General features: G+C 48.4%; 13 protein-coding genes. 3 read left to right on the forward strand and 10 right to left on the reverse strand.

Annotation, left to right across the window (positions count from 1 at the left end; all coding sequences use genetic code 11):
* Position 1: 1 nt before the first annotated feature.
* The 8 genes from hisD to hprK all read right to left on the reverse strand — a co-directional run bounded on the left by hisD (position 2) and on the right by hprK (position 7,098).
* The gene (gene hisD / locus MTR82_RS11760) at positions 2-1,279 is read right to left on the reverse strand and encodes a histidinol dehydrogenase (protein ID WP_246809224.1); all 1,278 of its coding nucleotides are present in this window, start codon (positions 1,277-1,279) and stop codon (positions 2-4) included.
* Positions 1,276-1,902 carry an ATP phosphoribosyltransferase gene (gene hisG / locus MTR82_RS11765; RefSeq protein WP_246809337.1) on the reverse strand — a complete coding sequence of 209 codons (627 nt, stop codon included), beginning with the start codon at positions 1,900-1,902 and terminating at the stop codon, positions 1,276-1,278. Before hisG ends, hisD begins: the two co-directional genes overlap by 4 nt.
* Positions 1,895-3,058 (reverse strand): ATP phosphoribosyltransferase regulatory subunit, encoded by a 1,164-nt coding sequence (hisZ, locus tag MTR82_RS11770; RefSeq protein WP_246809225.1) that lies wholly within the window; start codon positions 3,056-3,058, stop codon positions 1,895-1,897. The genes hisG and hisZ overlap by 8 nt, the downstream gene beginning before the upstream one ends.
* A 135-nt stretch (positions 3,059-3,193) precedes the next feature.
* Positions 3,194-3,736, reverse strand: a complete 543-nt coding sequence (locus tag MTR82_RS11775) for an acyltransferase (protein ID WP_246809226.1) — start codon at positions 3,734-3,736, stop codon at positions 3,194-3,196.
* Positions 3,733-4,386, reverse strand: coding sequence for a pyrophosphatase PpaX (gene ppaX, locus MTR82_RS11780; protein ID WP_246809227.1), 654 nt, complete (start codon positions 4,384-4,386; stop codon positions 3,733-3,735). Before ppaX ends, MTR82_RS11775 begins: the two co-directional genes overlap by 4 nt.
* Positions 4,383-5,318, reverse strand: coding sequence for a nucleoside recognition domain-containing protein (locus MTR82_RS11785; protein WP_246809228.1), 936 nt, complete (start codon positions 5,316-5,318; stop codon positions 4,383-4,385). Before MTR82_RS11785 ends, ppaX begins: the two co-directional genes overlap by 4 nt.
* Before the next feature lie 19 nt (positions 5,319-5,337).
* Positions 5,338-6,150, reverse strand: coding sequence for a prolipoprotein diacylglyceryl transferase (gene lgt, locus MTR82_RS11790; RefSeq protein ID WP_246809230.1), 813 nt, complete (start codon positions 6,148-6,150; stop codon positions 5,338-5,340).
* A 21-nt stretch (positions 6,151-6,171) separates the two neighbouring features.
* A complete protein-coding gene (gene hprK, locus MTR82_RS11795; RefSeq protein WP_052652253.1) occupies positions 6,172-7,098 on the reverse strand; it encodes an HPr(Ser) kinase/phosphatase in 927 nt (308 codons plus the stop codon).
* Positions 7,099-7,262: 164 nt separating this feature from the next.
* On the opposite strand from hprK, the gene MTR82_RS11800 reads away from it, so the two are divergent.
* From MTR82_RS11800 to MTR82_RS11810, 3 genes are all read left to right on the forward strand, one after another.
* Positions 7,263-7,829: an N-acetylmuramoyl-L-alanine amidase gene (locus tag MTR82_RS11800; protein WP_246809231.1), complete on the forward strand. Its 567-nt coding sequence runs from the start codon at positions 7,263-7,265 to the stop codon at positions 7,827-7,829.
* 77 nt (positions 7,830-7,906) lie between these two features.
* On the forward strand, positions 7,907-9,859 hold the full coding sequence (locus MTR82_RS11805; RefSeq protein ID WP_246809232.1) for a GTP-binding protein: 1,953 nt from the start codon (positions 7,907-7,909) through the stop codon (positions 9,857-9,859).
* A gap of 26 nt (positions 9,860-9,885) precedes the next feature.
* Entirely contained in the window at positions 9,886-10,311 is a 426-nt protein-coding gene (locus MTR82_RS11810; RefSeq protein WP_246809233.1) for a DUF1801 domain-containing protein, read from the forward strand.
* Between the two features lie 36 nt (positions 10,312-10,347).
* Here MTR82_RS11810 and MTR82_RS11815 read toward each other — a convergent pair whose 3' ends face one another.
* Together MTR82_RS11815 and uvrA are read right to left on the reverse strand one after the other, a co-directional pair.
* Entirely contained in the window at positions 10,348-11,526 is a 1,179-nt protein-coding gene (locus MTR82_RS11815) for a DUF4097 family beta strand repeat-containing protein (protein WP_246809234.1), read from the reverse strand.
* 116 nt (positions 11,527-11,642) lie between these two features.
* A complete protein-coding gene (gene uvrA, locus MTR82_RS11820; RefSeq protein ID WP_246809235.1) occupies positions 11,643-14,525 on the reverse strand; it encodes an excinuclease ABC subunit UvrA in 2,883 nt (960 codons plus the stop codon).
* Between the last annotated feature and the right edge of the window lie 5 nt (positions 14,526-14,530).

The raw sequence follows: 14,530 nt of genomic DNA on the forward strand, positions 1-14,530 counted from the left end.
ATCAGTTCCCCTTTTCCCATGAACGCGATTCCACTGCCCGTGCGTGGCCTTCCAGCCCTTCTAAACGCGCAAGCCTCGCAATCTTCGCTTCGTTGTTTTGCCATGCCTGTTCACTATAATAAACGACGCTCGTCCGTTTGATAAAATCATAGACCGATAATGCGCTTGAGAACCGGGCCGTGCTGTTTGTCGGCAGCACGTGGTTCGTGCCGGCAAAATAATCGCCGACCGGCTCCGATGAATAGCGCCCAATAAAAATGGCGCCGGCATTCTCGATTTTTTCGGCCGCTGCTTCTGCATCGGCTGCAATAATTTCAAGGTGTTCAGGCGCCAGCTCATTGGCTGCCCGGATCAGTTCATCCATCGATTCGCCGATATAAATCATGCCGTGCTCCTGGATCGCTTGCGCCGCAATGGATTGCCGCGGCAAAGTTTCGAGCTGCCGGTCGATTTCTTTTGAAACTGCGTCAGCCAGCTGTTCGCTGGTCGTGAGCAGAATCGCACTCGCCATCGGGTCATGTTCGGCTTGAGACAATAAATCCGCTGCCACTTCATCGGCAAAGGCGGTGTCGTCTGCAATGACCGCGATTTCACTCGGTCCTGCAATCATGTCAATCGCGACATCACCGTACACTTCGCGTTTAGCAAGCGCCACAAACACATTGCCCGGCCCCGTAATTTTATCCACAGCTTGGATCGTTTCCGTGCCATACGCAAGTGCAGCAATCGCTTGTGCCCCGCCGACTTTATAGATTTCCTTAACTCCTAAGATATGGGCGGCTGCTAAAACGCCGTCTGACAATGCCCCATCTTTTCCAGGAGGCGATGTAATGACGATGCGCCGCACGCCTGCCACTTGAGCCGGGATGACGTTCATCAATACAGATGACGGATAGGCGGCTGTGCCGCCCGGAACGTAAAGTCCGGCCGACCCAATCGCCGTCACCCGCTGCGCAACATAAGATCCGTCCGCTTTCTCGTTTTTATAGCCTTCCTGCTTTTGGCTTTCATGGTAGCTTCGGATATTTGCTGCCGCTTCCTTCAAATCTTCCAGCAGTTGCGGGTCAAAACGGGCAACGGCCTCATCGATTTCTGTTTGGTTGACACGAAGGCTGTCGAGTTCAACACCGTCCCATTTCGCTGTATACTCACGCAAGGCCTGGTCTCCGCTTGCACGGACCTGTTGGATGATTTCTTTGACGGCCGCCAATTGGGCGGCGTTTCCTTCCGCTACGGTTCTTCTGAGCGAAATGCCTGCTGCTAATTTCGTTTGTTTCATTTTAGCGCCTGCTTTCTCAGCATTTCAACCATTTCCGAGATGCGCTGCTGTTTTAATCGGTAGCTGACTGGATTCGCGATTAATCGGGACGTGATGTCGACAATTTTTTCATATTCCACTAAGCCGTTTTCTTTCAACGTCTTTCCTGTCGAAACGATGTCGACAATGCGGTCCGCAAGGCCGATCATCGGCGCCAATTCAATCGAACCGTTCAATTCGATAATTTCCACTTGTTCGCCTTTGCTGCGGTAAAAGCGGGAAGCGACTTCCGGATATTTCGTCGCGATGCGCGGCGTCACTTCGTTCATGGTCGTATTCGGCAAACCGGCTGTCGCGATGTAGCAGCTGCTGATGCCAAGGTCCAATAATTCATGGACCGAACGGTCATGTTCGAGCATCACATCTTTGCCGGCAATCCCGACATCGGCAACTCCGTGTTCTACATAAACCGGTACATCCATCGGTTTTGCCAGAATAAATCGGAAACGCTCGTTCGGCGCTTCGACAATCAGCTTGCGGGAATCGTCCAGTTCTTTCGGCAAGTCATAGCCTGCTTTCACCAATAACTCATAAGCCTCTTCAAAAATGCGCCCTTTTGGCATCGCAATCGTCAATTCATCCATTCTTCCCACCGTCCAATCGTCTGACATCGCTGAACAATGCCGTAAATTCATCTAAAGCCTGCACAGCCGGAGCGTACTGAAGCGTCGTCCGCTGCCCTTCCAAACGAAGTTTTTGCGCCAATCCATGCGCTTCCTGCTCCGTTTCTTCTGTGAACAAAACAAGCGTCTGCGATTCTTTTTCGCGGTTTGGCGCCATTGCTTCCAGCAGGCGGTCAACCCGCAAACCAAATCCGGTTGCGCCGACTTGAAGATCGAATTGCTTCATCAGTCCATCGTAGCGTCCGCCATTGCCGAGCGGAAATCCGCTTCCTGCTCCGTAGAACTCGAAAACTAGCCCTGTGTAATACGTCATATGGCTAATAAACGACAGGTCGAATGTAACTGAATCCGTCAGGCCATTGCGTTCCATAATGGTATGCAATTTCAGCATTTCTTCATATAAGCTGTTTTGTTCTGTATTTAAAGGGTCGATCCATTGCTTCCATTCTTCCAGCTCAGAAGTTGTGATCAGCCGGTTAAAGCTTTCTAATGATTCTTCTTTTATTGGCAAGGTTAAAGCCAAATGTTCAAATCCGACACTGTTCTTGGAAACTAACGCTTCCCGGACCAAATCGATCTGTTCCTCCGATAAGCCGAAATCCTTTAAGATCAACTGAAGCAATTGGGTATGGCCGATGACCACCCGAACCGATTCCACTTGCAGCTCTTTCAGGATCGAAGAAGCGAGAATGATCACTTCCGCATCCGCATAAAGAGAATCATCCCCAATCAATTCGACGCCCATCTGTTCAAATTCCGCAGGGCGTCCCCCTTCACGTTTTTGCGCCCGGAAAACATTGGAGTAATAAGCCAAACGTACCGGCATTTTTTCTTTTAATAATTTGGATGCCGCAACGCGTGCAATCGGCGAAGTCATGTCTGGACGCAGCACTAAGGTTTCGCCTTGGCTGTCCAATAATTTAAAGAGGGCATTGTCAGCGATTGCGCTGATTTTCCCGATCGTTTCGTAATATTCAAGCGTCGGCGTCTGCAGCAGATCATAGCCTGCTTTTTCCATAATGGATGTGCCTTTTGAACGCAATTCCGTTTTCTTTTTTGCGATAAAAGGGAAATCATCCCGCATGCCGAGCGGTTTTTCGAACATTTGGATCGTCATTGGATTCACTTCCTAAATTTGGTTATTTTACTTTAGTTAGTTAGAGTGGTGAAGTATTTTTTAATTTTAACTTATCTTTCTATCAACCGTCAAGGAATTAGAAAAAAAGCCCGTGAAGAAAAGGGTTGTTTTTCTTCACAGGCTTTCTTTTGCTGCTTGTTCAGCAGCGCTTTCTAATTGGCGTTCTGCCATCTGTTCAGCTGTATAAATGACCTTCATCGGATTGCCGCCAACAAAAGCGCCGGCTGGAACGTCTTTATGGACCAATGTGGCAGCAGAAACGATGGCGCCGTCTCCAATGGTTATGCCGGGCAAAATGGTGCTGTTTGCACCGATCATGACCCGGTCGCCAATCACCACTTCCCCGAGCCGGTATTCTTCGATTAAATATTCATGGGCAAGAATCGTGGTGTTGTAGCCAATCACCGAATTTTTGCCGACTTTGATTTTCTCCGGAAACATGACATCGAGCATCACCATTAAAGCGAAGGAAGAATGCTCGCCGATTTTCATGCCGAGAAACGTTTTGTAAAGCCAATTTTTCATGGGCAAAAACGGAGTATAGCGTGCCATTTGAATAACCACAAAGTTCTTTGCGACTTTCCAGAACGGAACTGTCTTGTAGACATGCCAAAGTGAGTTAGGGCCAGTGACGAAATGGCGCTCCGTCTTTCTCATTGGACCGCTTCTTTCGTCAATTCCAGCAAATCGCTAATGTGCTGCAGCATATGATCCGGTTCGTAGCTTGCTAAAAAGGCTTCTCCTTTAATCGACCAAGCAACTCCCGCCGTCCGGACGCCGGCATTTTTGCCGCCTTCGATGTCGTGGTAATTGTCGCCGATCATCAACGCTTCTTCTTTTGAAGCGCCCAGCTTCTCCAATGCCAATAAAATGGGCTCCGGATCCGGCTTTGGATTTTTCACTTCATCCAAACTGATGACATGCTCAAACACTTCTTCAATCCCCATCAGCTTCAAGCCGTGCCGAATGTTCGCACTTCTTTTCGTTGACACAATCGCCATCTTCACGCCGCGTGCTTTCAGCAAGCGCAACGTTTCAGCAACTCCATCATATTCAGTCACCAGTTCATCATGCATTTGTTTATTGGTTGCGCGGTATTGTGCGATCAATTCGACAGCCCGCTCCGCATCGATCGATTCGAATGTCTGCTCGAGCGATGGCCCGATAAAATGCAGGATGTCTTCCCTTTCATAGCGCCCTGGGAAATGCTCTCCAAGAACCGCCATAAAGGTTTGGATGATCAATTCGTTAGTATCGAGCAGCGTGCCGTCAAAGTCGAACAGCAGTGCATTGATTTCTTTCGTCATGTCGAATACACTTCCTTCCGGTTAGCTTCCGATTTCCGCCAGACGTACGATACGAAAATCGTCAAAACAAGGGCTGTGGCGAGCCGGATCAAGAACAGCGGCCAAATCGGGATACCAAGCGGAATAAAGATCAGCGTATCTTCGACGATGGCGTGGCAGGCAACGAGGAAGATAAACGCCAACGTTGCATCTTTTTTGCTGACCCCGTCCTCCTGGACGGCTTGGATCATGACGCCTGCTCCCATCGCCAAGCCGAAAATCAAGCCGGATGCCAAAGTTAAAGAAGCATTTTTCTTAATTCCCAGAAGGCGTGTCAATGGCCCCATGCCATCCGAAATGCGCTGCAAATACCCTTTGTCTTTCAATATTTGGATCATGAGCATAAGCGGGATGACAATCATCGCTAATTGCAAAACACCGAATGTCGCTTTTTCAAGGCCTAACAGGAAAACGCCCATCCAGCTTTCAGGATCGGCTGCCGCTTCCGGTGCAAATCCGTACTGGGCAATTTCGCCGCCGCCTTTCCACACCAGGTTGATGATAATTCCTGAAAGCGCAGCTAATCCGAAACGGACCACTAACACGACCCATAGTTTAACGCCAACTTTCAAGGCGACCCCGGTTTCAATAAAAATATTATGCGAAAACGACAGCATGACCGCGAGAATGAAGACTTCCTTCACGGTCAAATCCAAGGAAAGGATTCCGGCAATGCCTGCATAAAGGTTCAAGGCATTCCCGAGAACCAGCGGGATGGCGGCATCTCCGCTGAGCCCAAACAATCCCATGAGCGGAGATACTAAATCAATTATAAAAGGCAAAACAGGCGTGAACTGGAGCATGGTCACGATTAAGGTAATCGGGAAAATCACTTTCCCGAGTGTCCATGTCGTTTTAAGGCCTGCTTTTAATCCGTTTTTCAAAGTAGACATTCCATCGCTTCTTTCTCTATTATTTATCCAAATAACGGGGAGGATTTTTCAAGCTCACTCTCCGGTAAATGATGAACACAGCACTGATCAAAATCGCAACAATCGACACGACTTGCGCCGCACGAAGCTCCCCGATCACATACAGGCTGTCCGTCCGCATTCCTTCTATGAAGAAACGGCCAACTGAATACCAGATTGCATAGAAGAAGAACATTTCGCCGCGGACCAGATTCACCCGGCGCAGCAGCAATAACAGGATGATGCCGACAAGGCTCCACAGCGATTCATAAAGAAACGTTGGATGGTAATACGATCCGTCTATGTACATTTGGTTAATGATCCAGTCGGGCAAAAACAAATTCTCCAGGAAATTTCGTGAAACTTCTCCGCCGTGCGCTTCCTGGTTGATGAAATTCCCCCACCGGCCGACAGCCTGGCCGATGAGGATGCTTGGCGCTAAAATATCCGCCACTTTCAAAAACGGCGTATTGCGGCGTTTCGTGAAAATATAGGCGACAATGACCGACGCAATCAACGCGCCGTGAATTGCAATTCCGCCATTCCAAATGGCGATGATTTCAGCGGGATGGTCTTTGTAATGCTCCCACTGGAATGCAACGTAGTAAATCCGCGCCCCCACAATGGCAAGCGGCACTGCCCAAATGAGGAGATCCGTCAAAAAGTCCGGATGCAGCCCCCGTTTGACCATTTCCCGCTGGCCTACTAAAAACGCAATGATGATGCCCGTAGCAATGATGACGCCGTACCACCGGACATCGATCGGGCCGAGTGAAAACGCGACCGGATCAATTGCAGCTAAAATCGAATACATGACTTGCACCTTCCTGTCCACTTAATTTGCATCTTGGGCAATCACTTCGTCCAGACGTTTTGAAAATTCTTCCGCTGCATTGACGCCCATGCGCTTCAACCGGTAATTCATAGCGGCCACTTCGATGATGACGGATAAGTTCCGCCCGGGCCGGACAGGAATCGTTAATTTCGTCAAATCTGTATCGATGATTCGCATCTTCTCTTCTTCCAATCCTAATCGGTCGTAAGTTTTTTCCTGGTCCCAAATCTCCAAGTCAATGACCAATGAAATCCGTTTGAACATCCGGACGGCGCTTGCACCGAAAAGCGTCATGATGTCGATGATGCCGACGCCGCGGATTTCAAGCAAATGCTCAATCAACTTCGGCGGATGGCCAACCAGCGTATTTTCGCCTTCCTGATGGATTTCTACGCAGTCATCTGCCACTAAGCGATGGCCTTTTTTGACCAATTCGAGCGCAGTTTCACTTTTCCCGACGCCGCTTTTGCCCGTAATCAACACTCCCACGCCATAAATATCGACTAGCACCCCATGAACCGCTGTTGTCGGCGCCAGTTGGCTTTCCAAGTAATTCGTCAACAAACTGGAAAAACGCGTAGTCGGCATTTGCGTGCTGAGCACCGGTACATGCGTTTTGCTTGAGGCATCCACCAATTCCACTGGCACATCCATGCCGTGGGAAACGATGATTGCCGGAGTTTCTTCTGTGCAGAGTTTCATCATGCGGGTACGGCGTTCATCCGCTTCCAATAAAGCGAAAAACGACAATTCTGTTTTGCCGAGCAATTGCATCCGGTTTGCCGGATAATGCGTGAAGTATCCGGCCATCTCCAGGCCTGGACGCGAGATATCGCTGATCGGAATATGGCGGCCCAATCCTTCTTCGCCGCTGATCAATTTTAAATCAAATGTTTCCATTACTTGTTTTGTTGTAACTTGTCCCATCTTTACCCTCATTCCTTTTACACTCAGAACGAAAGACTTTTTCAAAGTTCTTTCTTCTTTCAAGCGGTTTGCTCCTATTTTAACATGGAAACAATGAAATTGAAGTTTTTGATGTCTCCTTTCTGTCCGCTCTCTTCTATATAAGTGGAAAAGGAGGAGAAAATATGAAAATAATCATTGATGCAGGGCATGGCCCGGAAACGCCAGGCAAGCGCTCTCCTGACGGCAGGCTTCGGGAATTTCATTTTAATTCCGCTGTCGCGGAGGCGGTCAAGAAACGGCTGGTGTTAGATGGCCATTCGGTCATCTTCAGCCACCAAAAAGAGGCCGATGTCCCGCTGCACGAAAGGACGCACCTGGCTAACCGGCTAAAAGCGGAATTGTTCATCTCTATCCATGCTAATGCATTCGGTTCTGCTTTTAATTCGAGCTGCGGAATTGAGTGCTTTACGTATACGAAGCCTTCCGCAGCTGCCAAAACATTGGCCGCCTCCCTCCAAAACGCTTTGGTTCTTGCAACCGGGCGCCCGGATCGCGGTGTCAAAAGAGCTGATTTTGCCGTTCTCCGCGACACGTCAATGCCGGCCGTCTTAATTGAATGCGGCTTTATGACAAACCGGATCGAACTGGAGTTATTAAAATCCGAAAACTACCGAAATTCTTGCGCCGGTGCCATTGTTTTCGCCATCAATTGCTATCAGACTGCATTGCATTCCCGAAGGAAAGCCTAATCGCTTCCTTCGGTTTTTTTATTTTCTGCCCTTTCTGCTACACTTGTTTTAAGAAGTTGAACATAAAGAGGTGCATGATGTACAAAACAATTGGAATTTTAGCGCATGTGGATTCAGGAAAAACCACCTTTTCCGAACAGCTGCTTTTTCATACACACAGCATTCGGCAGCGCGGGCGCGTCGATCATCAGGACACGTTTCTCGATAGCCATGAAATCGAAAAAAACCGGGGAATTACTATTTTTGCCGACCAAGCCCGATTTCAGCATGGCGATTCGACTTACTATTTAATCGATACGCCAGGCCATGTCGATTTTTCTCCGGAGATGGAACGGGCCATCCAAGTGATGGATTATGCCATCGTGCTCGTGAATGCGGCTGACGGCATCGAAGGCCATACGGAAACTGTATGGCAGCTGCTGGACAAATACAACGTGCCGGTCTTCTTTTTCCTCAATAAAACCGACCGGGAAGGTGCAGATCCGGAAGCGGTCTTACAAGAAATGAAACATGAGTTGACGCCTGACGTTTTTGATATGACGAAGGAATTTAGCAATGAAGAGCTTTCCGAGGAATTTATTGAATTCATTGCAGAACGGGACGAGGGTCTGTTGGAGCATTATATGGAATGGGGCTACGATGCGCAGTTATGGCGGCAAACTTTAATCTCCATGATCCGTGACCGTCGGATTTTCCTTAGCGGCAGCGGCTCTGCGCTAAAAGACGTCGGTGTCCTAACATTTTTCGAGAAGCTGGATGCCTTGACGGAAACCTCCTATGACGAAGAACAACCATTTTCTGCCAAAGCCTATAAAATTCGACACGAAGCCAATGGCACCCGCGTGACTTTCTTTAAAATCCTGAGCGGAACGCTGCGTGTCCGCGATGAAATCGAATACGGAGAACCTGGTTCGAGAAAAAGAGAAAAAGCGACGCAGCTCCGGGTTTACAGCGGCGCTAAATTCCAACCGGCTGAGCTGGCGCATGCCGGCGAACTGATTGCTGCAACCGGTTTAAGCGAAACAGCGATTGGTGAAGGGTTGGGAACATTGATCCACTCCCCTTCCACTGAAACGATTCCGGCATTGAAATCGAAAGTGCTTTTTGAAGATTCTCTTCCCGTAAAAGAAGTGTTGAAGGCGCTTCAATTGCTCGATGCCGAAGACCCTTCGCTTCAAATTAACTGGGATGAGCATTTTCAGGAACTCCATATCCACGTGATGGGCGTGATCCAGTTGGAAGTGCTCGAGCAAATCGTCAAAGACCGTTTCGGTTTCACGGTCACGTTTGGGAATCCCGAAATTCTCTATAAAGAGACGATCACAGACAGCGTTACCGGTTACGGCCATTTTGAACCTTTGCGCCACTATGCGGAAGTCCATCTGAAAATCGAAGCTGCGGAACGCGGCAGCGGCGTCACCCTTTCAAACCTTTGCCATGCGGATGAGTTATCCACAGGCAATCAGAACCTGGTACTTCACCATTTAAGCGAACGGGATCATCATGGTTTATTGACAGGATCTCCATTGACGGATGTCCATATCACTTTGTTGACTGGCCGCGGACATAAAGAACATACTTCCGGCGGAGATTTCCGTGAAGCCGCTTACCGAGCCCTGCGCCAAGGGCTGGAAAAAGCCCAAAATCGGCTTTTGGAACCGATGTACCGGTTTAAAATAAGTACGAGCATCGATTTTATGGGCAAAGTGCTGTCCGATATCCAGCAAGCTCATGGAAAGTTTGACGCACCGCACACGGCGGATGGCAAAGTTTTGATTGAAGGCACCGTCCCTGTAGCCACTTTCATGAATTACAGTACGGAATTCGCTTCGTTCACCCACGGCAAAGGAAGTTTAAATCTGCTGTTCGGCGGCTATGATTTCTGCCATAATGAAGAAGAAATCATCCAACAGATTCAGTACGATAAAGAAGCCGATCCCGCTTATACTTCTACGTCGATTTTTTGTGCCAAAGGCCACGGCTATAAGGTGCCATGGGATGAAGCGGAAGCTGCCATGCACCTTTTATAAATTCTTTCAGAAATGAGGGGAAGACGATGTACGAACCGAAGACAAAAGAAACGGATGACAGTGTCATCGAATTTATCGAAGCAGTGGAAAATCCGAAAAAACGGCAAGACGCTTATCGATTGCTGGAGATTTTCGAAGAAACAAGCGGGTATCCGGCTAAAATGTGGGGGCCGAGCATTATCGGCTTCGGTTCCTATCACTACGTTTACGCTACAGGGCATGAAGGCGATGCACCGCTCGTCGGTTTTTCGCCGCGCAAAGCAAAAACGGCGCTTTACTTCGCAACGGGCGACGACGAACGCAGCGAATTGCTCGAAAAGTTTGGAAAGCACACAAGCGGAAAATCCTGTGTCTACATCAATAAAATAGAGGATATCGACGTCAATGTTTTAAAAGAACTGATTGTCCAGTCGATTGCCTTTTTGCAAAAGCTTTATCCCCCAACTCCATAGAAAAAGCCGGCATACGCATGCCGGCTTTTTTCATGTTTATTCGATTGTCAGGTAGCGGACAAGAACCGTACCGGTTTTTGTTTCGCCATGGATCAGTAATGGAGCTGCAACAGCTTCCCCGCTGTCTTTCGAGAAGCGGATGGATTTCTGCATAAACTGCCCTTGCTCATGGGTGTTTTCCACATCTGCCAATAAGACATCCATTTTTCCTAAGTTGGAAGAAACTTCGCCTCTGAGCGGCAGATGGGACGGGATGTAGATTTCCAAATTGCCCGCAATGGTCTTCGCTTCCACTTTGCGTGCTTCTTTGCATCTTGACGTTACGACGACATTGCCGTTTAACGACTTCGCTTCAACCGTTTGAATATCGCCGTCTATATAAATGCGGCCATTCAGCGTTTCCGTTTCTAGGAATTTCCCTGTGGCTTCCTGGACTTGGATGGCTCCATTCGCCGTTTCCAGTTCCGCATCATCGAAATTGCTGTTCTTCAAATCGATTTTCCCGTTCGCGGTTTTCACTTTGACCAATGCCGCATCAATGCGCTTCATTGTAAATCCGCCGTTGAACAAACGGGCTGTAATGTGGTCATACGTTTTCGCAGGGACATAAAGAACGACATTTACTTGAGTCGTTTTCATGTCGCTGATGATCCGCAGCTTTTGGTTATCTGCAATAAAAACAAATTTATCCAGGAAATCTTCTCTCGCTTGCATTTCCGATTCTGCACGGAATGCTTTAACGGTACATTCAGCCCGGATGGTCTCATCTTGCGAAGCAAAAATTTCAAGCTGCCCGTTCGCTAAATCCGCAATGATGTTATCAATCGCTAAATTCTCCTCGCGGAACGTATGGCTGAATTGGATCGCTTCACCGAAAGGCGAATCAAAATCCATGGTTTTCAATTTGCTTACCGAACTTTGCATAAATGTCATCATGCGGTCGCCCAATTGATTGAAATCCTTCGAAACGTTCTTCGAAAAATCTTTCGTCACGTTTTTGGAAACATCTTTTGAGAATCTTTTGATCATGTCTTCTGGTCTGAATAATCCACGCTTCCCGCGTTTTTCACGGTATTCATTGCGGCCATAAGAAGAATCACGAGATGATTCCTGGTTTCCGCCGCCGTCAATCGCTCTCAGCAATTCAACCGCTTCTCTCGCCGTAATCGTACCATTTTCGACCATATCCAATATGCGTTCTTTTTCACTTTGCATGTATTGCGGCCTCCTCTTCGCCGAACTCTTGATCAGCCAGCGCTTTGCTTCTGCCGGCTGAACAAAATCCAAGCTGAATGTTCTACTTATTCATACGTTTACTGACTGGAAAAGTTTCATTTTGCTGCTTTTTTCTTGCTTGTCGCTTTTTTGACTTTCGCATCGGTACGGGCACGATCCCGTTCCAAAATCGGGCCAAGGTATTTGCCGGTATAAGATTTCTTTACAGCAGCTATATCTTCTGGGGTACCTGTCGCCAGAATCGTGCCCCCTTTGTCGCCGCCTTCCGGCCCAAGGTCAATAATATGGTCCGCAGTCTTGATGACATCAAGATTATGTTCGATGGTTAAGACCGTATCGCCATTGTCGACTAAGCGTTGGAGCACGAGAAGGAGCCTTGAAATGTCATCCGCATGGAGTCCCGTCGTCGGTTCATCCAAGATATAGAAGGATTTGCCGTTCGAGCGTTTATGCAGCTCGGAAGCCAGTTTGACCCGCTGCGCTTCGCCTCCGGACAGAGTGGTTGCCGGTTGGCCTAAAGTAATATAGCCCAAGCCGACATCGACGATGGTTTTTAGCTTGCGGTGAATTTTTGGATGGTGCTCGAAAAATTGCGACGCTGCTTCCACCGTCATTTCCAATACGTCGGATATGCTCTTGTCTTTGTATTTCACTTCCAGCGTTTCCCGGTTATAGCGTTTTCCATGGCAAATTTCACATGGGACATATACATCCGGAAGGAAGTGCATTTCTATTTTTATAATACCATCTCCGCGGCAGGCTTCACAGCGTCCACCCTTGATGTTGAAACTGAACCGCCCTTTTTTATAGCCGCGCACTTTCGCTTCGTTTGTCGATGCATACACATCGCGAATATCGTCGAACACCCCGGTATAAGTTGCCGGATTCGATCTTGGGGTACGGCCGATTGGCGATTGGTCGATATCGATGACTTTTTCCAACTCATCAATGCCTTCCAATGATTTGTGTTTGCCTGGTTTGATGCGTGCCCGGTTCAAGCGGCTTGCCAATGATTTATAAAGAATTTCATTGACCAAGGTACTTTTCCCAGAACCCGATACACCGGTAACCGCCACAAACAAGCCCAGTGGAATATCAATGTCCACATTCTTCAGGTTATTTTCACTGGCTCCGCGAATTGAAATTTTGCGGCCATCAGATTGCCGGCGCTCTGCTGGAATCGGGATGAACTTGGTTCCTTTCAAATACTGGCCAGTCAACGATTTTTTATTCTTCATGACTTTTTCCGGTGTGCCGGCAGCGATCACTTCTCCGCCGTGTACGCCTGCTCCGGGTCCGATATCAATTAAATAATCGGCTGCAAGCATTGTGTCTTCATCATGCTCGACGACGATGAGCGTATTGCCGAGATCACGCATATCTTTTAACGCTCCAATCAACCGGTCATTGTCCCGCTGATGCAAGCCGATTGACGGTTCATCCAGGATGTACAAGACGCCGGTCAACCGTGAACCGATTTGTGTAGCGAGGCGAATGCGCTGCGCTTCTCCGCCCGATAGCGTGCCCGATGCACGATTCAGCGTCAAATAATCCAAGCCGACATTGATCAGGAAACTGACCCGTTCCCGGATTTCCCGCACAATCGCGTCGGCAATTTGAGCATCTTTTTCCGAAAGGACCAGCTTTGCAAAAAATTTATCCGCTTCGACAATCGAGAATTCAGAAACGGAACCGATGTGCAGATCATTTACTTTAACTGCAAGCGATTCCGGTTTCAAGCGGTACCCTTTGCAAGTCGGACAAGGCTGTTCGCCCATGTATTTTTCCATTTGTTCCCGAGTCCAGTCAGAAGACGTTTCGCGGAAACGGCGGTCGACGTTCGTCAAGACCCCTTCAAAATGGATATGATTGTCCCGGATTTGGCCGTAGTCATTTTCATAACGGAAACGGATTTTGTCGTGTCCTGAGCCGTGAAGCAAAATTTGGATATGTTCTTCCGGCAATTCGTTCATCGGAACCGTCATGTCGATCTTATAATGCTTGCATACCGCTTTCAGCATTTGCGGGTAATATTGCGAACTTGTCGGTTTCCAAGGCGCGATGGCATCCTGTTCGAGCGACAAACTCCAATCAGGAATCACCAAATCAGGGTCCACTTCGAGCTTATGGCCAAGCCCGTCGCATTCCGGACAAGCGCCAAAAGGCGAGTTGAATGAAAACATCCGCGGTTCCAATTCACCGATTGAAAATCCGCAGATCGGGCATGCATGATGCTCGCTGAATAAGAGCTCTTCCTCTTCCATGACATCGACCAGCACGCGGCCTTCGCCTAAGCGCAATGCCGCTTCCAACGAATCGCTGAGGCGCGGGGCAATGCCTTCTTTCATGACGATGCGGTCAATGACCACTTCAATCGAATGTTTTTTATTTTTATCAAGATTGATGTCATCATCCAGATCGGTTAAGACGCCATCGATGCGCACCCGTACATATCCCTGCTTTTTAATGTCTTCCAGCATCTTCACATGCGTCCCTTTGCGCCCGGAAACCACTGGCGCTAAAACCTGCATTTTGGTCCGCTCCGGATATTCGAGCAAGCGGTCGACCATTTGTTCAATCGTCTGGGACGAAATTTCAATGCCATGGTTCGGGCAGATCGGTTTGCCGATCCGCGCATACATTAAACGCATATAATCGTAGATTTCAGTTACAGTCGCTACCGTAGACCTCGGATTCTTGCTGGTCGTTTTCTGGTCGATTGAAATGGCCGGCGATAGCCCTTCAATCAAATCGACATCCGGTTTGTCCATCTGCCCTAAAAATTGGCGGGCATAAGAAGACAGCGATTCGACGTAGCGCCGCTGCCCTTCTGCATAAATCGTATCAAAAGCCAATGAAGATTTTCCTGAACCGGAAAGGCCCGTCATCACCACAAGCTGATCGCGCGGGATGGTGACATCAATGTTTTTTAGATTGTGGGCTCTCGCCCCTTTTATACGTATTTCCTGGTTTTTCAAGTTCC

This window comes from Planococcus ruber (assembly GCF_022819085.1).
Lineage (GTDB): Bacteria > Bacillota > Bacilli > Bacillales_A > Planococcaceae > Planococcus > Planococcus ruber.